This is a genomic window from Marinoscillum sp. 108 (assembly GCF_902506655.1).
Classification (GTDB): domain Bacteria; phylum Bacteroidota; class Bacteroidia; order Cytophagales; family Cyclobacteriaceae; genus Marinoscillum; species Marinoscillum luteum.
Window position 1 is genome coordinate 144787 of sequence record NZ_LR734817.1, and the last position, 18471, is coordinate 163257.

Annotated in this window: 19 protein-coding genes; 11 read left to right on the forward strand and 8 right to left on the reverse strand. The window is 44.8% G+C overall.

The window, feature by feature from the left end; translation table 11 throughout:
- Positions 1-117: 117 nt before the first annotated feature.
- On the reverse strand, positions 118-486 hold the full coding sequence (locus GV030_RS17945) for a hypothetical protein (RefSeq protein ID WP_159584741.1): 369 nt from the start codon (positions 484-486) through the stop codon (positions 118-120).
- A gap of 463 nt (positions 487-949) precedes the next feature.
- Between GV030_RS17945 and GV030_RS17950 the strand changes: the two genes are divergently transcribed.
- The 8 genes from GV030_RS17950 (at position 950) to GV030_RS17985 (ending at position 9338) form a co-directional block, all read left to right on the forward strand.
- Positions 950-1153, forward strand: a complete 204-nt coding sequence (locus tag GV030_RS17950) for a hypothetical protein (protein WP_159584742.1) — start codon at positions 950-952, stop codon at positions 1151-1153.
- Positions 1154-1387: 234 nt separating this feature from the next.
- Positions 1388-2641: an NAD(P)/FAD-dependent oxidoreductase gene (locus tag GV030_RS17955; RefSeq protein ID WP_159584743.1), complete on the forward strand. Its 1254-nt coding sequence runs from the start codon at positions 1388-1390 to the stop codon at positions 2639-2641.
- Between the two features lie 19 nt (positions 2642-2660).
- Positions 2661-2969, forward strand: coding sequence for a TusE/DsrC/DsvC family sulfur relay protein (locus GV030_RS17960; protein WP_159584744.1), 309 nt, complete (start codon positions 2661-2663; stop codon positions 2967-2969).
- A gap of 21 nt (positions 2970-2990) precedes the next feature.
- Positions 2991-3503, forward strand: coding sequence for a DsrE/DsrF/DrsH-like family protein (locus GV030_RS17965; protein ID WP_159584745.1), 513 nt, complete (start codon positions 2991-2993; stop codon positions 3501-3503).
- Between the two features lie 728 nt (positions 3504-4231).
- Entirely contained in the window at positions 4232-4360 is a 129-nt protein-coding gene (locus tag GV030_RS21625; protein ID WP_255465541.1) for a hypothetical protein, read from the forward strand.
- 375 nt (positions 4361-4735) lie between these two features.
- Entirely contained in the window at positions 4736-6046 is a 1311-nt protein-coding gene (locus GV030_RS17970) for an ammonium transporter (RefSeq protein WP_221413408.1), read from the forward strand.
- A gap of 8 nt (positions 6047-6054) precedes the next feature.
- Positions 6055-6399 (forward strand): P-II family nitrogen regulator, encoded by a 345-nt coding sequence (locus GV030_RS17975; protein ID WP_159584746.1) that lies wholly within the window; start codon positions 6055-6057, stop codon positions 6397-6399.
- Between the two features lie 1160 nt (positions 6400-7559).
- Positions 7560-9338 (forward strand): discoidin domain-containing protein, encoded by a 1779-nt coding sequence (locus tag GV030_RS17985; protein ID WP_159584748.1) that lies wholly within the window; start codon positions 7560-7562, stop codon positions 9336-9338.
- A gap of 249 nt (positions 9339-9587) precedes the next feature.
- Here GV030_RS17985 and GV030_RS17990 read toward each other — a convergent pair whose 3' ends face one another.
- From GV030_RS17990 to GV030_RS18000, 3 genes are all read right to left on the reverse strand, one after another.
- Entirely contained in the window at positions 9588-9878 is a 291-nt protein-coding gene (locus GV030_RS17990) for a GIY-YIG nuclease family protein (protein ID WP_159584749.1), read from the reverse strand.
- Between the two features lie 451 nt (positions 9879-10329).
- Complete coding sequence (locus GV030_RS17995; protein ID WP_159584750.1) at positions 10330-10659, reverse strand: antibiotic biosynthesis monooxygenase; 330 nt, start codon at positions 10657-10659, stop codon at positions 10330-10332.
- A gap of 10 nt (positions 10660-10669) precedes the next feature.
- Complete coding sequence (locus tag GV030_RS18000; RefSeq protein WP_159584751.1) at positions 10670-11278, reverse strand: DUF2867 domain-containing protein; 609 nt, start codon at positions 11276-11278, stop codon at positions 10670-10672.
- Between the two features lie 120 nt (positions 11279-11398).
- Between GV030_RS18000 and GV030_RS18005 the strand changes: the two genes are divergently transcribed.
- Positions 11399-12184 (forward strand): hypothetical protein, encoded by a 786-nt coding sequence (locus GV030_RS18005; RefSeq protein WP_159584752.1) that lies wholly within the window; start codon positions 11399-11401, stop codon positions 12182-12184.
- A 379-nt stretch (positions 12185-12563) separates the two neighbouring features.
- Here GV030_RS18005 and GV030_RS18010 read toward each other — a convergent pair whose 3' ends face one another.
- The 4 genes from GV030_RS18010 to GV030_RS18025 all read right to left on the reverse strand — a co-directional run bounded on the left by GV030_RS18010 (position 12564) and on the right by GV030_RS18025 (position 17244).
- Positions 12564-13322 (reverse strand): hypothetical protein, encoded by a 759-nt coding sequence (locus GV030_RS18010; RefSeq protein ID WP_159584753.1) that lies wholly within the window; start codon positions 13320-13322, stop codon positions 12564-12566.
- Positions 13323-13527: 205 nt separating this feature from the next.
- The gene (locus GV030_RS18015; RefSeq protein WP_159584754.1) at positions 13528-14037 is read right to left on the reverse strand and encodes a lactoylglutathione lyase family protein; all 510 of its coding nucleotides are present in this window, start codon (positions 14035-14037) and stop codon (positions 13528-13530) included.
- A gap of 422 nt (positions 14038-14459) precedes the next feature.
- Positions 14460-15671, reverse strand: coding sequence for a hypothetical protein (locus GV030_RS18020; protein WP_159584755.1), 1212 nt, complete (start codon positions 15669-15671; stop codon positions 14460-14462).
- Between the two features lie 391 nt (positions 15672-16062).
- Positions 16063-17244, reverse strand: coding sequence for a hypothetical protein (locus tag GV030_RS18025; RefSeq protein WP_159584756.1), 1182 nt, complete (start codon positions 17242-17244; stop codon positions 16063-16065).
- A gap of 57 nt (positions 17245-17301) precedes the next feature.
- Here GV030_RS18025 and GV030_RS18030 point away from each other — a divergent pair, with 57 nt between their 5' ends.
- Complete coding sequence (locus GV030_RS18030; RefSeq protein WP_159584757.1) at positions 17302-17610, forward strand: hypothetical protein; 309 nt, start codon at positions 17302-17304, stop codon at positions 17608-17610.
- A gap of 107 nt (positions 17611-17717) precedes the next feature.
- The gene (locus GV030_RS18035) at positions 17718-18437 is read left to right on the forward strand and encodes a hypothetical protein (protein ID WP_159584758.1); all 720 of its coding nucleotides are present in this window, start codon (positions 17718-17720) and stop codon (positions 18435-18437) included.
- Positions 18438-18471: the final 34 nt, after the last annotated feature.

Genomic DNA, 18471 nt, shown 5'->3' on the forward strand with positions numbered 1-18471 from the left:
CACCACAAGCTTTCCCCGTAGAGCAGGTCTTGCAGCAAGTTTCTTCTTCACCGCATGAGATCATCGAGAGAAAAGTACACATAAGAATCAGCAAGATCGTGCTTTTCATACTTCAAATTATTTAAGGAAAATAGCCTTGATTTTATTCATCTTCCCTTCAATAATGATCCCATTGGCCGTAGGGTATTCCTTCTTGGCCTTCTCAATCATCATTTCAAGTTTGCTCCCAAAATCCACGTTTTCGACAGTGGTGGATAAAGCCCCCAAAAGCCGTTCTCCAAACTTCTTGTTTTTATCTGTTGCTTCCTTCATTTGATCTCCAAAGTCATTAGCGACCTCACCTAAAAAATCGTAGCTGGACTGAGGCTGGCTCTCAATAAAGACGTAAAGCCCATTGATTTGACTAACATTGGCAGCATTTTGAGAAGGTGTTTGTTCACAGGAACATAACAAACTGAGGACTAGAATGTAAAGTAATGGTTTCATAAAAAGATTAAAGATTGGTGATCTCATGAAATTACAAATCCTCTCAGTTATTCCAAATACCTCATTTATGGTATTTTCTCACTGTCCTCGACTATCCATTCATTCACACGAACCGCCAAAAAAAATTACCCCTCGCAAATCTGCGCGGCTCAAAAAAGAATTTTTTTTAGCCTCCGAAAGCAGAGAAACTCTAAAAAAGATTTTTTCTACACAATGCAGATAGTGGTTTCGATTTGCTGACGGCATTGTCTTACTCTTCGACGGAGCTCAGAGTGACAATGCCTAAAGACACTTTGCTGTGAAAATGTCTGCCAAGATCAGAATAACAATGCCAGACTCTTGTGATAATGCCAGAGCCACGTCAATTGAAAATGTCATGCTGAGCTCCGTCGAAGCATCAGACATTTTCAGTGCGGCTTTCTATCAAATACTCAATCAATCTTGAAAAGACTTGGTTTCTCCCTTGAGAACCGTCATTCCCGCGCAGGCGGGAATCTCATTTAGTCAGGGCTCTCGATTCGCTGGCGGCATTGTCTTACTCTTCAACGGAGTTCAGAGTGACAATGCCTGGCTCGTTACACAGCCACCTCCGAGTGACAATGCCCAAAGACACTTTGCTGTGAAAATGTCTGCCAAGATCAGAATAACAATGCCAGACTCAGTGTGATAATGCCAGAGCTAAGTCAATTGAAAATATCATGCTGAGCTCCGTCGAAGCATCAGACATTTTCACTTCTGAGATAAGCCATCGAAAGTTCGGGAAGCAGGCACCCCGCCGGTGAGCTGTCAGCTCCACCAATAACCCTGGAAACCTATCATTAATCACTTTATTCATTGACATCCATCATTTCATCCCAACGCCACAGGCACCAGCTTTGTAATACATTTCAAACGAAGAGTTATGAAAAATCTACTGATACTGGGCGCTGGCTCAGCCGGCACTATGATGGCCAATCACCTCACTGGAAAATTGCCTCCGGAATGGAAAATCACCATGGTGGATCAACGCGAGAAACATTACTATCAACCGGGATTTCTGTTCCTTCCGTTTCGGATCTACGAACCAAAGGACTGTTTCAAATCCATCACGGAATACATCCCCAAGGGAATAGAATATATTCAACAGGGCATTGAGCAAATCAAAGGCAATGAAAACAAAGTCATCCTGGATGACGGCACATCCATTGCATACGACCTGCTGATCATTGCCACTGGTAGCCGCATAGCCCCTGAAGAAGTAGAAGGAATGAATGGCCCGGAATGGCATCAGTCTGTGTTTGATTTTTACACCTTCGAGGGAGCCAGTAATCTGCGCGAAAAACTTGACAACTGGGATGGCGGGCGACTGGTCGTTCACATTACCGAAATGCCCATCAAATGCCCTGTAGCCCCGCTTGAGTTCGCCTTTTTGGCAGACTGCTACTTTAAGGACAAAGGCATCCGCGATCGGGTGACCATAGATTATGTAACTCCGCTGGATGGTGCTTTTACCAAACCAAAAGCCGCATCCAAACTTGGCTACCTGCTCAAGGAAAAAGGGATCAACATCGTCCCGGATTTTGCCATTGCCCGGGTGGACAATGAAAATAAGAAAATTGTTTCCTGGGATGAGAAGGAGGTACCTTTTGATCTGCTGGTGACTGTGCCCACCAATATGGGTGACGACCTAATGCTCAGGTCAGGCTTGGGTGATGACCTAAACTTTGTACCCACCAACAAACACACCCTGCAGTCTGAAGCCTTTTTGAACATCTTTGTACTGGGCGATGCGACCAACCTCCCTACATCAAAAGCAGGGTCTGTCGCTCACTTTGAATCTGAAGTCCTCGTGAAGAATATCCTGCGATACATTGATGGAATGCCACCAGCAGAGGATTTCGACGGGCACGCCAATTGTTTTGTGGAAACAGGCAACGGCAAGGCCATGCTGATCGATTTCAACTATGACACAGAGCCCCTACCGGGAAAATTTCCGATCGACGGATTCGGTCCTCTAAAACTACTGGAAGAGAATAAACTCAACCATATGGGCAAACTAGGGTTTAGATGGATCTACTGGAATATGCTCATGAAAGGCCGCAGTATCCCATTCATCACTCCGCAGATGAGTATGAAGGGCAAAAAAACAGAAGACAAAAAAGTAGAAATTGTTTAACACTTAAAATCAAGAAGAAATGGAAACTATAATCGCCAATATGCCTGTGAATGTAAATGAGCAAGGCTATTTACTGGACATGAACCAATGGAATAAGGCAATCGCAAGACAAATAGCGAGCGAAGAAGAGATAGATCTGGCCGACAGACACTGGGAAGTACTGGAGTATCTCCGCGCCGAGCAGCTCAAAGGCACGGCCCTATCCATCCGAAAAATCGGAAAATCTGGGGTAGTGGATATCGCTGAGTTTTACAAACTCTTCCCTGAAGGCCCCCTCAAAAAGGCATCCAGAATTGCCGGTATTCCCAAGCCTGCCAGTTGTATTTAATCTCACCAAAAAAACAGAATCATGGAAACGCTAGAAACCCCCGTACTTGAAAAAAAGAAAGAGGCAAAGCAACTCAAAAAGATCATGATCATCCAGTCCAAAGCCACGATCGACTCAGTCTATGCGGCTTTGATCCTGGCCAATGGTGCCCGAATGGAGGGCATTGAGTCTGAGTTGTTCTGTACCTTTTTTGGATTAGAAATGCTCCAGCCCAAGAAAATGGATCATTTGCATGTGGCTACTGTCGGCAACCCCGGATTGCACATCCCCACCATGCTGGGTGGGCTGCCTGGTATAGAGTCGCTAGCCAGCAATATGATGAAAAAAGAGATGGACAAGCTGGACATTCCACCACTGAGTGAATTTCTCGAAATCTACAAAGCATCCGGAGGCAAGATCTTTGCTTGTAAACTCGCCATGGAGATGTTTCACCTCAAAAGGGAAGATCTGTGGGAAGGAGTAGATGAAGTACTCACGGTGGGTGACTTCTACGGCCGAGCACAGGAGAGTGGTGTTCAGATTATTTTCGTTTAAGTCAGTAACCTACACAACAAAAACACCAGCCAGGGGGCTGTAATCTTCTGGCTGGCCAAACCACTTCAGCGGTAAAAATGTCATGGACCCTATCGAACCATCAGACAGATGGATGATGCGTTGGCGGCATTGTCTTACTCTTCGACGGAGCTCAGAGTGACAATGCCCAAAGACACTTTGCTGTGAAAATGTCTGCCAAGACCAGAATAACAATGCCAGAGCTACGTCGATTGAAAATGTCATGCTGAGACCAGAATAACAATGCCAGACTCTGTGTGATAATGCCGGAGCCACGTCGATTGAAAATGTCATGCTGAGCTCCGTCGAAGCATCAGACATTTTCAATGCTATTATCAAATACTCAATCAATCTTGAAAAGACTTGGTTTCTCTCTTGAGAACCGTCATTCCCGCGCAGGTGGGAATCTTATCTAGTCAGGGGCTCTCGATCCGATGATGGCATTGCCTTCCCTTCTGTCATGGAGCCTCTCGAACCACAGATAGAGGGATGATGCGTTAGCGGCATTGTCTTACTCTTCGACGGAGCTCAGAGTGACAATGCCCAAAGACATTTTGCTATGAAAATATCATGCCGAGATTAGAATAACAATGCCAGTCTCAGCGTGATCATGCCAGAGACACGTCGATTGAAAATGTCATGCTGAGCTCCGTCGAAGCATCAGACATTTTCAGTGCTATTATCAAATACTCAGTCAATCTTGAAAAGACTTGGTTTCTCCCTTGAGAGCCGTCATTCCTGCGCAGGCAGGAATCTCATTTAGTCAGGACTCTCGATTCGCTGGCGACATTGTCTTCCCCTCCGTCATGGAGCCTATCGAGCCACAGGCAGGTGGATGATGCGTTGGCGGCATTGTCTTACTCTTCGACGGAGCTCAGAGTGACAATGCCAAAAGACACTTTGCTGTGAAAATGTCTGCCAAGATCAGAATAACAATGCCAGACTCAGTGTGATAATGCTGGAGCCGCGTCAATTGAAAATGTCATGCTGAGCTCCGTCGAAGCATCAGACATTTTCATTTCCTGAGATAAGCCATCGAAAGTTCGGGAGCATGCCAATTCAGGTAATAATGCCTACATAAGTGGTTCCCAATTTTTCGCTCTACACACAGAGATTTATCAAAATATTGAAAATCTGTTCAAAGAATTCACGAAATATTATTCCAGTTTTATCAAATTCGCATAAACATTTATCAATCAACCTTACTCTTAATTGTGAAGAAGATTTATTCCTTGATGTTCCTTCTTTTTGGCTATCAGTCTTTTGCAGGAGATGAAGCAGCCATCGATACTGGAGCCACCGCCTGGATGCTGACGTCCACCACCCTTGTATTGCTGATGATCCCCGGACTTGCCATGTTTTATGGCGGCCTGGTCCGAACCAAAAACGTACTCGGCACCATGATGCACAGCTTCACGGCCATGGGCATCATGACCCTCCTTTGGGTCATTTGTGGATACAGCATGGCTTTTGGCCCAAACATACTGGGGGGCTGGTTTGGCTGGAGCTCAGATTATTTCCTGCTTCGAGGCATTGATGACGTCATCACCGATGGTATTCCTGAATATGTATTTGCCATGTTCCAGGGAAAATTTGCCATCATTACTCCTGCCATCATTGCAGGGGCTTTTGCTGAACGCATCTCTTTTAAAGGCTACTGCATTTTCATTGCCGTGTGGGGCATACTCATCTACAATCCCCTTTGTCACTGGGTGTGGGCTTCAGACGGGTACCTGTTCAACCTGGGAGCAGACGGAGCCATCGATTTTGCAGGAGGCACCGTGGTACACATCAGCGCAGGGATTAGCGGGCTGGTGGCTGCGATCTATTTGGGCGCCAGAAAGCAACATCCACACCTGCCCATGCAGCCAAACAATCTGGTGATGACCATGATAGGTGTAGGCTTACTTTGGGTCGGCTGGTTTGGCTTCAATGCCGGCAGTAGTATAGAAAGTGGATTGAGTACTGCTCAGGCCCTCACCGTCACCCAAATCGCAGCGGCGGCAGGCGCCCTCGCATGGATATTAATTGAAGGATTTCATCAGGGCAAGGCTACGGCGCTTGGATTTGCATCGGGTATCCTGGCAGGGTTGGTGGCCATTACACCGGCCGCAGGTGTGGTGCAGCCTATGGGAGCTATTGCTTTGGGTATTTTCTCCAGTGGTATCTGCTACCTGGCCATTATGGTCAAAAATAAACTCGGCTATGACGACACCCTGGATGCCTTTGGTATCCATGGAGTGGGAGGTATCGTAGGTGCATTGCTGCTTGTTTTCTTCATTCGCGAAAGCTGGATGGAAGATGCTGCCGGACTGGCCGGGGGTACCTGGAGTGTCATAGACCAGTTGGGTGTGCAAGCCTTGGCCATTCTTATTGCCCTGGTATATGCCGGAGTGGGCACTTTACTGATCCTCTTCGTATTGAATAAGATAGTTCCCCTAAGGGCAACAGAAGAAGCCGAAATGAAAGGGCTGGACAGCTCCTACCATGGCGAAAAAGGATATGGAATGATTAACCCTAGCTAAACGAACCTATGAAACTAATAATTGCTATCATCAGAGAAAATCAGCTCGATCAGGTCCGGGAGTCACTTATTGAGGCCGGAATTGCCAGAATCACGGTAAGCAACGTATCAGGTCATGGCAGGAGAATCACCGAAGAGATTTACCGTGGGCAGAAGGTCATCCCTACCATGGTTTCAAATATCCGGTTGGAGATTGCTGTAAATGACGAATTCAAAGAAAGAACCATTGATGCCATCACCAGAGCCACCGAATCCAATGACGGGGAAATGGTGGGCAGTGGTAAAATATTTGTGGTTCCGTTGGAGGAATGCATTCGTATTCGCACCGGCGAAAAAGGAAATGCAGCGATCTGACCAAGGTTAACCTCCTAAAGATTAGAAGGTCGTTTTGGACTGACTCGCTGAGTGGTCCGGAGCGACCTTTTTTTTACACTTGCCTATTTGAAGTCTTAATCAAATAGCTTTAAGGATTTCATAGCAAGCCTTACTCTTCGCGCAGTTCAAACCTATTGAGCACCGTCATTCTCGGCAGGCAGGAATCTCATCCAGTCAGAATTTCTCAGGACCGATATCAGGCATTGTCTTACTCTTCGACGGAGCTCAGAGTGACAATACCCAAAGACACTTTGCTGTGAAAATGTCATACCGAGACCAGGATGACAAGCCAGACTCAGTGTGATAATGCGAGAGCCACGTCGAATTGAAAATGTCATTTTCAGTTACGCATTTTGATCGGATATTCTGGTCAATATCGAAAAGAACCTATTATTGTCATTGAGCACCGTCATTCCCGCGCAGGCGGGAATCTCATTCAGTCAGAATTTCTCAGGTCCGNGGATATTCTGGTCAATATCGAAAAGAACCTATTATTGTCATTGAGCACCGTCATTCCCGCGCAGGCGGGAATCTCATTCAGTCAGAATTTCTCAGGTCCGATATCAGGCATTGCCTTACTCTTCGACAGAGCTCAGAGTGACAATGCCCGAAGACACTTTGCTGTGAAAATGTCATGCCGAGATCAGGACAACAAGCCAGACTCTGTGTGATAATGCCAGAGCTACGTCGATTGAAAAGGTCATTTTTAGTTACGCATTTTGATCGGATATTCTGGTCAATATCGAAAAGAACCTATTATTGTCATTGAGCACCGTCATTCCCGCGCAGGCGGGAATCTCATTCAGTCAGAATTTCTCAGGTCCGATATCAGGCATTGCCTTACTCTTCGACGGAGCTCAGAGTGACAATGCCCAAAGACACTTTGTTGTGAAAATGTCATGCTAAGCTCCGTCGAAGCATCAGACATTTTCATTTCCCACTACCCTGATATCAGGTCAGGAACTCTCCATGGCAAGAGAAGTACACTTATAGGTCTACAATCATCCAAAACTCCCATGTGGGAAGCGAGTGACTCCTTTGTAAGGGCTGATCTCTTGTACATTTAGTCATCCATGCCGTTGTTCAATTGTCGCCGGCAGAATCAATCACTCAACTGTACATTTTAAAAGCATCAAATAATGAAGCGATCAATACTTATCATCGCCCTAATTTTCGCAGTAGCGCAATACACCAATGCACAAGCCCCGGACTCCTTTGCCCATCCGGGAGTACTCAGCAGTCAGGTCGAGCTGGACGCCTTGAAAGAGGCAGTGCAAACAAGCAATGGACACCCGCAGGTGGCAGGCTATGCCCGAATGGCGGACGAAACATTGGGAAACCTTGACTATACCCCTACTCCATACGCCAATGTGCATGTAATCGCCTCTGGAGTGGGAGATGAGGAGCGCGCCTTTCGCCAGGATGCTCATGCCCTGTACATCCACGCCATCAAGTGGGTGGTGACCGGAGATGACGCTCACCGCGACAAGGCCATAGAAATTGCAGATGCCTGGGGGGATACCTTTGAGTCGCTGATCCCGGAAGAGAATAAACCCAACCAACCTACACTGGAAGCCTCCTGGGCCCTCCCGATATGGATAGCTGGAGCAGAAATACTGAAATACTATGACAATGGAGTTTCCGGTTGGTCCTCTGCGAGTTTTGAAACTTTCGTGCAAAAGGTACTGGTCTACGTCAATGGCCCTATCTACCAGACGGCCAACTGGCTGATCTCCAAAGATCTTTCACTGATGTCGGCAGGAGTCTTCCTGAATGACGCTGCGCTATATAATGAAGGCTACAATCATGTAACCGGCCAGATTGACGACATTAGTACCACAGGCCAAATCCCGGAGCTGACCCGCGACTTTGTGCACTCACAGTATGTACTGATCGGGCTGGCACAATGTGCCGAGGTAGCCTATCAGCAGGGTGATGAGGGCCTATTTACACATTCGGATGCCCGGTTACGCACTGGTGCGGAGACTTACACCCTTTCGGTACTGGGTCAGACCTCTCCTAGCTATCACAGCAGTTCGGAATGGGCCCGCCACAGTGCTCCTTATGAGATTTTACTCAAGCGCTACACCGAGCTGGAGCTACCAGTGCCTGTAGTCCAGTATTATGTGATCGCCCAAAATCGCCCCGAAGATGGCAGTGAAGACCACTTTGTGGGATGGCTAAGTGCTACGCACGCCATAGAAGCTGAGGCCGGTGAAGCGCCGGTAAGTGAAGGCCAGGAAGAAGTACCCGGCAATCTGGCATTCAATCAGACAGCCAGCGCCTCTGAAGTGCCACAGCCAGAAAATCCGCCCGCTGCAGCCATTGATAACAACACGCTCACCCGCTGGTCTGCACAGGTCTATCCTCAGTGGCTGGAAGTGGATCTGGGAGAGGTAAAAGCAGTAGGGAAAACCGAAGTGATTTTCTACGAAGACCGGGCCTACAAGTACTTCATAGAGGTGAAAAAATCTGAGGCCGATGCCTATACCCAGGTGGTAGATCGCACGGCCAATACCACACCAGGCAGTGTAGAAGCTCCGATAACCGACGAGTTTTCTCCAACCCAGGCACGTTATGTGCGCATCACCGTCACAGGGGCTTCGGGATACACTGGAGCCTGGGTCAGCCTCACTGAATTTCGAATATTCGAAGGAGATGAAGTCATTTTAGGTATTGGGGATAAGGGCCGATTCAATGTTTTCCCTAACCCCGTTTCGGATACTTTCACGGTAGAAGAAGCCCATGAGCAAGTGGTGGTACTTTACAGTCTCTCAGGTGTAGAGCTGATGAAAAAGTCAGCAGGAGTTACTAAACACTTCGATGTATCCGGTCTGCCGGCAGGACTCTATTTCGTGAAAATCCTATCTACTGATCAGAAGGTAATAGAAACACGAAAGCTGATCAAAAAGCACTAGGGGCCACGAGTCGATAGTGGCATTGTCTTCCCTTCTGTCATGGAGCCTGTCGGACCACAGACATATGGATGATAAGTTAGCGGCATTGCCTTACTCTTCGACGGAGCTCAGAGTGACAATGCCTAAAGACACTTTGCTGTGTAAATATCATGCCGAGATTAGAATACCCATGCCAGACTCTGTGTGATAATGTCAGAGCCACGTCGATTGAAAATGTCATGCTGAGCTCCGTCGAAGCATCAGACATTTTCACTTTCTGATATAAGCTATCGAAAGTTCGGGAAGCAGGTCCCACCGGCGAGCTATCAATGCTTCTTTCTTCGCTCTCCTCCATCCCTTTACTTGCTTCTCAAAAGCAATGGCCTGATTGACATCTGGGAAATGCTCCTGAAAAACCAACTTCAACGGGCGCCTCCTGAATGTATAAGCCCTAGAATCATGACCCGATTGATGCTCCCAAACACGACGATCAAGATCATTGGTTACCCCGGTATAGTAGGTACCATCAGCACATCGTAGAATGTAAACCGTGTAGATCATCCCATATAAATCTACATAAAAGGTGGGTTTATCTGTATAAAAGGAGATTGGGTGGCGGCATTGTCTTACTCTTCGACGGAGCTCAGAGTGACAATGCCCAAAGACATTTTGCTGTGAAAATGTCATGCCGAGATCAGGACAACAAGCCAGACTCAGTGTGATAATGCCGGAGCCACGTCGAATTGAAAATGTCATTTTCAGTTACGCCTTTATTTATCAGATACCCAGGTCAACATCGAGAAGAACCTGTTATAGTTGTTGAAAACCGTCATTCCCGCGCAGGCGGGAATCTCATCCGGTCAAGAGTTTTCAGGTTCGCTATCTGGTATTGTCTTACTCTTCGACGGAGCTCAGAGTGACAATGCCCAGCTCAGAGCGACAATATCGGAGCTAGGGATAACAATGCAGAAATCAGCGTGACAATGCCCGGGCTGATCATGGTTAAGCATACTCAATCGTTCCTGATGATTTCAAATTGACCTGGCGAAACCTTTATGGGAGGTGGGAATCCTTTTCCCAGCACTTTCCGGTTATCCTCGTTAAGTCCTTCCGTGTTTTCAAATCCGCTGTTCACTACGGATTCAAATGATTCATAGGAGTCCCACACCACTATGTTGACGTAGTTGAACTTGTTATTGGCATTGATAGCCCGGTAAAAGGTAGAGCTTACAAATCCGGGTTTTGATTTAAAATACTCAATGTAGGCATCCCTGATTTTTAAGGCTTCATTCTCGTACCCCTCAGGTACCTCTATCGAATTGATGACACTTATTTGCTTCATTTATGATTGATCACGTTTTTGACTCTTTGGTAAAGTTCTCCCATTTTTTCTTTGCCGCCCGCATCATGGCCGGGTACACTACCCACAGCCGGAAGGGTTTGATCAGGGCCATATAAAACCTTCCAAAACCACCTTTTGGCTTCACATACACAGCCATGTGAACCACCCAGGCGCCATCCTGCGGCACCCTACTTATGTGAAGGGCAGCCTCTACTGTTTTATTGGCAATTTCGGAGAGAAATTCGTTCTCCAACTGATAGACCGGGATAAAATCACCCGTGCCCGGATCGGGTAGCTCCTCAAAGGTCAGTTGCTCACGCCCGGCATACCGATGACGAAGTGTGCCCGGAATCAGGTGATCTACCGGCTGCTGCTCATCCCAGTGAAACAGCTTTCCTAAAAACAGCCTGAACCGAAACAGCAGGCCAGCAAGGCCCTTGCCAGAGAGCTGGTCTCCGGCAGATCTGAATAACGTTAGAAACTGATCGAGGGAGTGCTCAGACTGGAGAATGACGGGGAAACGCCACACATCCTCCAGCTCATAATCTGACAGCAGATCATGAACATACAAGGAATGTCTGAGGTGCTCCTCAGGGCTGATTTTTATCTTTTGAGACATAAGGCTAGGTTTCAAAAGCAAATTAGTTCAGAAAAACTTATCACCGCTATTAGCCTTTCATCACCTGCTTGCAACCATTTTTGACCGAACAGCGTCTCTAGCGGGATAAAAAATCGCATAATGAAAAGATACGCTCACTTCAACATGATCATGATGGTCTCCTTACTCCTGACCTTTGGATGCAAGGAAGATGGTTTGTTCAACAAGGAAATTGACAACACCCCGGCCAATATCAAGATCCTATACCCTCAAGCCAATACAGTGAATTACATCACTTCCATTGGGTATGCCGATTACATGGTTTTCCTGCTGTCAGACCCGGAGAAAAATGGGAAAAGGTTAACCGTAACAGGGATTGGCACTGTGACCCTGGAACTCAACGACAACCCGATCTATTATGATGATGTACCAGACACCCTTTTTGGGCTGTCTCCCATTATTTACGCCAACAGCGACAACCTGATCCAATTATATGTGGAGGTAGAAGACAAGGGAGACCGCAACACTCTGAGCGATCACACTTTCAGTTTTACCATGGTTCCGGATAATGCTTTTATCACCAACCCAAAATTAACACGCACAGAAGACCTCAGCGTGGAATTCGACGTGCATACTTTCTCAAAAGACCTGGGTTCAATCGTATCGTTCAATTTTACCACGGTGGATGTGAATGCCGGGGCAATTTATAACTTCGGACAACACGAGTACTACAGTGCTATGAATGAGATCAACTGTAATAACTGCCATACCAGCCAGCCCTCACTTACTTCGCACTTCAGTACCCATCTTATCGGGAAGGACATTAAAAGTGGGAATAACCTTTATGTGCACATCTATGTGATCGACCATAAGAACTCGAATGGTTCGCATACCAACTACCGCTATCCGCTTGGGGTTATTCCTTAAGCGGAGCTGGGGGCGTCAATTTGGAGTATTGGAAATCAAAGTGAGCAGAAGGTTTTTCCTAACGGGAAGTTGCGTAACCTACGCTCCATTTTTTCGGTTAGGCGGGGCAACTACAATAAGGGCGGAGTATAATTTTGTTCGTCGTTGCTGTTGATTAAGTGCCCTCAAGCCGGGCAGGCTGTTACTTTTCCTTGATGAAAAGTAACCAAAAATCATGACAGAATGATCACTTCCGACCCTATCCGATCATGATCGGGGCCATCGCACGCCCGGAATTCTGTCGGGCCGTCCCGCCTGGAGTTAAGGTTCCGATTGAAAATTGACCGATGATTTTTAGGTTTTGGAAGGGTTGTACAACAGCTACGCTTGTTACCATACGTTAATGGACGTCAATTCCGTTAAAGTAAATTTCGGTTATTGCCGTGTCATCCCACTTTGCACCGGGGTAAACTTCTGAGATTTCAAATTTCATTGTAAAGCTCGATTTTTTCTTAAGTTGCTCGAAGTTATGTCGATCGTTGTAACCAATAGGATCAACTTTAAAATGCTGCTCTGCTTTGGTGTCCGCAAGTTCTAGTACTGCATATGGTTTGTTGTCAATGTACATTTTCAAGGTTTTGACTCTGGAATTATTCTTCCATGCATTATCACTCTTGACATAACCGTTCACAATTATTATGTCGGTTATTCTAGGATTCTCAGGTTTAACGTGATATTCGAGATATTCGCCTATTCCATAACCAGGAACTCCTTCAACCCAAGCTGTTTCATAGCTCAAATCATGAGCATTATTGGCGATGTATGTGTTGGTGCCCTGTGCAGAAAGTTCGGATGAAGCAGTTTGGGTATCTAGTCCACCTCCGCAATACCAACTACATCCACCTCCAACAATATCCCACATGTTTTCATAGACTTCACCATACTTTTCAAAGGTCGCTTGTTCTTCGGATGTTAGTTCTTCCCACGATCTGTTGCCCTCATTCAAATCTTCCAGTGCTTTGTCTCTTAGGGCCCATTCTTTTTGAATAGTTGGACCGAAATCAAGCATCTTTCCGATTGTTGGCTTGAGAGTTGGTACGTCTTGGGCGTTCAGAAAGTTGAAGAATGAAATGAACAATATAGTTAGTAGAGTCTTCATGTGTACTGAATATGTGTGGTAACAAATGGCCAACACCCCCTGACTGCCAGCCGTCCTCTACCAAATCTAGTAAATTTTAACTCCTGAGTAAACCATGATTGTCTATATGGCTGTACACCCCATTGCAAATTGCCAAACCATCAATCCTTGTCTCGCTTGTTGGAGAACCACACCAAAAAGGTTGGGCCCCGTTGATGTATGTGTTCTATTCCTGGTAGGCTCCCGAAGAATACGTTAACTCATAACTGTGGGTATATATTTCAAACACGATTCCAAATGGATCCTCCACATAGACCATTTTATAAGGCTTTTCATTGGGGTAGTATTCTCTGATCGGCATTCTTTGCTTTCCGCCAGACTCAACTATCCTTTTGGTTAGATTTTCGATATCAGGATCTTGTACACAAAAGTGAAAAAGCCCTGTATTGAAAGGGTTAAACTCAGGGGCTTCCTTTATCCCGTGGGGAAAAGAAAATAGCTCAATCCCGATTCCGTCAGAGGTAGACAAATGCGCGATTTCAAACTCCTCCCAATTTTCTCCAAAAACGTCAATGCACATCTGTCCAATGGCTGTTTCCCTTTCCTTCTTTACGGTGGATGGTGGCATTATCACATACCATCCCATCACGTTATGATAAAAATCTACCGCTTTCCTGATGTCAGGCACAGTAATCCCAATGTGCGAAAAGGATTTCGGATACTTTATGTCATTCATGATATTAACTTTTGTTGATGGTATTAATGCCTGATGGCCATCTGGTAGCAAAGCCAGAAGATTTTGAACCCTCAGAACCCCATGGGGTAACGGGAGCGATAAAGAATGGTTTATTTATTTACGGCGAGATTTTAAATTCCTTCAGGAAGTTCCGTAACCTCTCCATTTTTCGTTTGTTCGGGGTGGCTGCAACACGAGATGGTAATTTTGTTCGTCGTTGCTGTTGATTAGATGCCCTCAAGCCGGGCTGGCTGTTACTTTTCCTTGATGAAAAGTAACCAAAAATCATGACAGAATGATCACTTCCGCCCCTATCCGATCATGATCGGGCCCCTCACACGCCCGGAATTCTGTCACGCCGTCCCTCCTGAAAGTTGAGGTTTGGGTTGAAAGGTGATTGGGCTTAGCCCTATTATGATCTTTTATTTGTTTTCTAGTTTAGAAATTTTCCGTTCTAGTTGCTCGATTCTAGCTTGTTGAGATCGATTTTGCTTGTTCTGCTCGATTAAATAAAGCGTCAGTTCCTCGATTTTCTGAAGCATCTTAGCATTCATTTCACCTAGATTGATTCCGTTCTCCTTTACTTCTGTTTCGCTTGGGATTTCAGGAAGATGACCTTTATCATTTATATGTTGTTCGACTTCTTCAAGTGTTCTGAGTTCATAGTCATTCTCAAAAACAAAATCTGACCACCCAATCAAATCAACTCTTACCTCCTTAGTGTGAATAGTACCATTAACAGAGAGTTTCGAATCAGGAGAATCAGTACCTATTCCAACATTCCCAGACCAGAAAAACACTTTATCCCTAACCCTAAAATGCCCAAGTTTAGTAGGAGTTGTTGTCGTAAATACATTTTGGTTATCAAATTGTACAATATCCAGATTTAGCCCACTATCCCATTTGAATCCAACACCAAAGCTCTGTTGCTCACCAACAACTAGCATTGGTTTATTCGAAGTGTCATCGCCGTTTACAGACAAGATGTTATCTCTATTGCCATTGAATAGCATATCACCAGAGTTTAGAGTTAGTCTCTTACTCGGGTTTGTATCGCCTATACCAATATTATTTACTGGATTAAAAAGTAAATCACCTTGTCTCTCCATAGTGATAACATCCCTAAGACCGTCCCAAAAAGCAAAATTGGTACTACCAGATCCTGTCATCCCGAATCTCCAGATTTCTTGAGCACTTTCATCAGCCAAAGCCAGCTGTGAGCGCCCGGTTGTTGAGTATCTTCTAACTCTTAAAAAATCCGAATCGTTCCCAAGGGCCAAATCAAGCTTTTTGGAGGGTTGATCAACCCCTATTCCAACATTTCCTGACCAATAGAATACTTTATCTCTGACTCTGAAGTGTCCGAGTTTGGTGGGAGAGGTTGAAAAAAAATTTTGATTGTCGAATTGCACAATATCCAAATCCAAAACACTACTCCACTTAAATCCTAGTCCATAGAGCTGTTGTTCACCTATCACTAACATCGGCTTATTGGTAGTATTATCACCATTCAGTGAAATTACATTATCTCGATTACCTGTAAACTTTAGATCACCATTATCAATTGTTTCTGTTTGGCACCACACATAAGTCGAAATAAAGATTGTAATTACTATTGAAAAGAACTTTTTCATAAAAGAGGAGTTTTTGAAGTTCCGAAATTGATCACAACAACCGACCAACAACCCCCTGGCTGTCAACCGTTCTCTACCAAATCTAGCAGATTTTCCCTCCCAAACAAACCATTGTAGGCTATAGGGTGCCCTCAAGCCGGGCAGGCTGTTACTTTTCCTTGATGAAAAGTAACCAAAAATCATGACAGAACGTTACCAGGGAATTCAAATATTCTATTAATTCGGAGATATTTGAGAGTCTGTTTCAATTCAGTTTGACTGGAGAGGTTGGAATCTAACGTCTATGTATGGTGAGTGCGCTCACACTTTCCTATAGCTCGACAGTATCGAATTGCAGTGAAAGTTGAAAGTAGTTCAAAAGCGTATTCACTATACATTTTGTTATGATCTTTTATTCGTTTTTCAAGGCAGAAACCTCTTTTTTCAGTTCAAGGATTTCAGTCTGAGCGGTCTTGAGTTCCTTGTTCTGTTCAATTAGATAAAGTGTTAGTTCCTCTATCTTCTGAAGTAGTTTAGCGTCCATCTCTCCCAAGTTGATACCATTCTCTGCTACTTCTGCTTCGCTTGGGATTTCAGGTAGATGACCATTTTCGTCTATGTGTTGCTCCACCTCTTCAAGAGTAGGTAAGTCATAGTCATTCTCAAAAACAAAATCAGACCAGCCATTAGCTTCTACTTTAATTTCTCTTGCCCCAATTGAGCCTTCGACCGCAAGTCGATGTGTTCCTGTTGTAATTGTTCCAATTCCCACATTCCCATTAGCGTTAATCCTAATCCTTTCGGAATTATTCGTTCCGATAGAGAAGAAAGTATTATTAATGGTACTTAGAAACATATTACCAGTAGTAAATAGTGAATTCCCATCTATGTATAAGTTATGCCCATTATCTTGGATTCTTAATCCAGAATTTGAAGTATTTGGTGTTTCAATACCTCCAATTGTGGCATCTCGATAAATATGAACTAAGGAATTTGAAGGAGATGAAGTTCCAAAACCGACATTTCCGTTAGAGTCTATTCTCAGCCTTTCGGTGTCATTAGTTCCAACAGAAAAAGTGGTGTTGTTAAGTGTGCCCAAGACCATATTACCGCTAGTGTATAATGTGTTCCCATCGATGTAGAGACTTGATCCATTATCTTGAATTCTTAGTCCAGCATTGGCTGTATTAACTGATCCAATTCCTCCAGTAGTAGCATTCCTGTAAATGTGAACAAGACCATCATTTGGTGAGTTTGTCCCAATACCAAGACTTCCTCCGTTAAGATAGGAATCACCATAACTGTTAATCAAGACTTTTAGACTCGTTGAGTTATTATAAAGGTTGATTCGACCATTGTCGTCTGATGTGACCGATAAAGAGGATCTTATGGCGTTTCCGGCATTATTGTATATCGCTGCACCATTAAAATAACTTGTTGCTGATGTCCCTGCCCTTATCTGAAATTGAGCAGATGGGTTTAAACCAATACCAACTTTGTCATTGGTCGTAATGTAACCTCCATTATCTGTCCATTGAGCTAGAACTGTCATTACTGTCAATGCAAGACCCAGTGTTAAAATAATTTTTTTCATATTGAGGTGATTATTGAATTTCAGAAATTGATCATAACAACAGGCTAACAACCACCAGTGATCATTAGTCAACCGTTCTCTACCAAATCTAGCAGATTTTCTATCCTGATCAAACCATTGCTGGCCATAGGTGCACTGCACGACCTTCTTGGATCTCTGCATGGTCCTCTTGAAGTACTGCACGGCTGTCTTGTACCTCTGCACAGCCATCTTGGAACGCTGCACGGTCGTCTTAAACCTCTGCACGGTTATCTCGGAACACTGCACGGCCGTCTTGGAACACTGCACGGCTTTCTTGGAACGCTGCACGGCCTTCTTCAAACACTGCACGGCTGTCTTGAACCTTTGCAATTCTCAATTAGCTAATCACAAGCCTCATCTACTTTGATAGGCTGGTTACAGGCTAATTATTCATGGATTTTAGCTCAGCTAAAATGAATCTGAATTAGATTGAATTCACTAAATAGTTATTCATGAAAAATCTAATTATTGCGATTAGCCTGCTTCTACAATTTCTGCCATCGGCCTATAGTCAACAAATTGGTGTCGGCGTAGGAGGTGTACTACTACTTGAATATTCGAAGGAATATGATTCTGATACCCGAGGCGGCCAGGTAAACAGTACCTCGAAAAAGCAATTTGACACGTATAAGATTCCCACAGTCTCCTTTTTCAGTTTTAAAGAGTCGGGTCATTTTTTCCTTTTCGAAACGGGGAAGTTTAGCATTGGAAGTAAAGATACGGAGACAACTCATACGAATGACGTTGGGGATTCTCAGGTAATTGGTGGAGAAAATACTTTCAATTTTACAAGCTCCTTTCGAACTGGGTACAGCTTCAGAGTATCTGACAATGAAAAGATCTCAACCTATTTGGGTGTAGGAATCAATCCTCAATTCGACAGAGAAGTAGTGGAGCCAAGAATTTCTGCCTTTAAGACGGCAGAGACTATCCTTGACACTGATCTGGAAATTTTGGCCAATCTCTTCATAAAGGTGAATCCAAACATTGCAATAAACTTGGCTGTTCCTGTCAAAATCTGGAATTACAAATTTGTTGGTCAAAGGACGGACAATCCACAAATGCCCCAGCGTGAGCAATATCAACGTAATGATTCGAATGAATTTTTACCACTTCAATTTGAATTCAAAGCAGGTCTGGTATACAGATTTGAAAAATCCAAGGCTCAATAATACAAATGAGGTTGTCTCTCGGGTAGTTTCCCCC

What these genes read in the sequence shown, in the direction of transcription:
- GV030_RS18015 (WP_159584754.1), bottom strand. Translation starts at nt 14,037, where the DNA reads ATGAATGACATAAAGTATCCGAAATCCTTTTCGCACATTGGGATTACT.
- GV030_RS17985 (WP_159584748.1), top strand. Translation starts at nt 7,560, where the DNA reads ATGAAGCGATCAATACTTATCATCGCCCTAATTTTCGCAGTAGCGCAA.
- GV030_RS18035 (WP_159584758.1), top strand. Translation starts at nt 17,718, where the DNA reads ATGAAAAATCTAATTATTGCGATTAGCCTGCTTCTACAATTTCTGCCA.
- GV030_RS18010 (WP_159584753.1), bottom strand. Translation starts at nt 13,322, where the DNA reads ATGAAGACTCTACTAACTATATTGTTCATTTCATTCTTCAACTTTCTG.
- GV030_RS18000 (WP_159584751.1), bottom strand. Translation starts at nt 11,278, where the DNA reads ATGTCTCAAAAGATAAAAATCAGCCCTGAGGAGCACCTCAGACATTCC.
- GV030_RS17955 (WP_159584743.1), top strand. Translation starts at nt 1,388, where the DNA reads ATGAAAAATCTACTGATACTGGGCGCTGGCTCAGCCGGCACTATGATG.
- GV030_RS17965 (WP_159584745.1), top strand. Translation starts at nt 2,991, where the DNA reads ATGGAAACGCTAGAAACCCCCGTACTTGAAAAAAAGAAAGAGGCAAAG.
- GV030_RS18020 (WP_159584755.1), bottom strand. Translation starts at nt 15,671, where the DNA reads ATGAAAAAGTTCTTTTCAATAGTAATTACAATCTTTATTTCGACTTAT.
- GV030_RS18025 (WP_159584756.1), bottom strand. Translation starts at nt 17,244, where the DNA reads ATGAAAAAAATTATTTTAACACTGGGTCTTGCATTGACAGTAATGACA.
- GV030_RS18005 (WP_159584752.1), top strand. Translation starts at nt 11,399, where the DNA reads ATGAAAAGATACGCTCACTTCAACATGATCATGATGGTCTCCTTACTC.
- GV030_RS17990 (WP_159584749.1), bottom strand. Translation starts at nt 9,878, where the DNA reads ATGATCTACACGGTTTACATTCTACGATGTGCTGATGGTACCTACTAT.
- GV030_RS17975 (WP_159584746.1), top strand. Translation starts at nt 6,055, where the DNA reads ATGAAACTAATAATTGCTATCATCAGAGAAAATCAGCTCGATCAGGTC.
- GV030_RS17945 (WP_159584741.1), bottom strand. Translation starts at nt 486, where the DNA reads ATGAAACCATTACTTTACATTCTAGTCCTCAGTTTGTTATGTTCCTGT.
- GV030_RS17995 (WP_159584750.1), bottom strand. Translation starts at nt 10,659, where the DNA reads ATGAAGCAAATAAGTGTCATCAATTCGATAGAGGTACCTGAGGGGTAC.
- GV030_RS17960 (WP_159584744.1), top strand. Translation starts at nt 2,661, where the DNA reads ATGGAAACTATAATCGCCAATATGCCTGTGAATGTAAATGAGCAAGGC.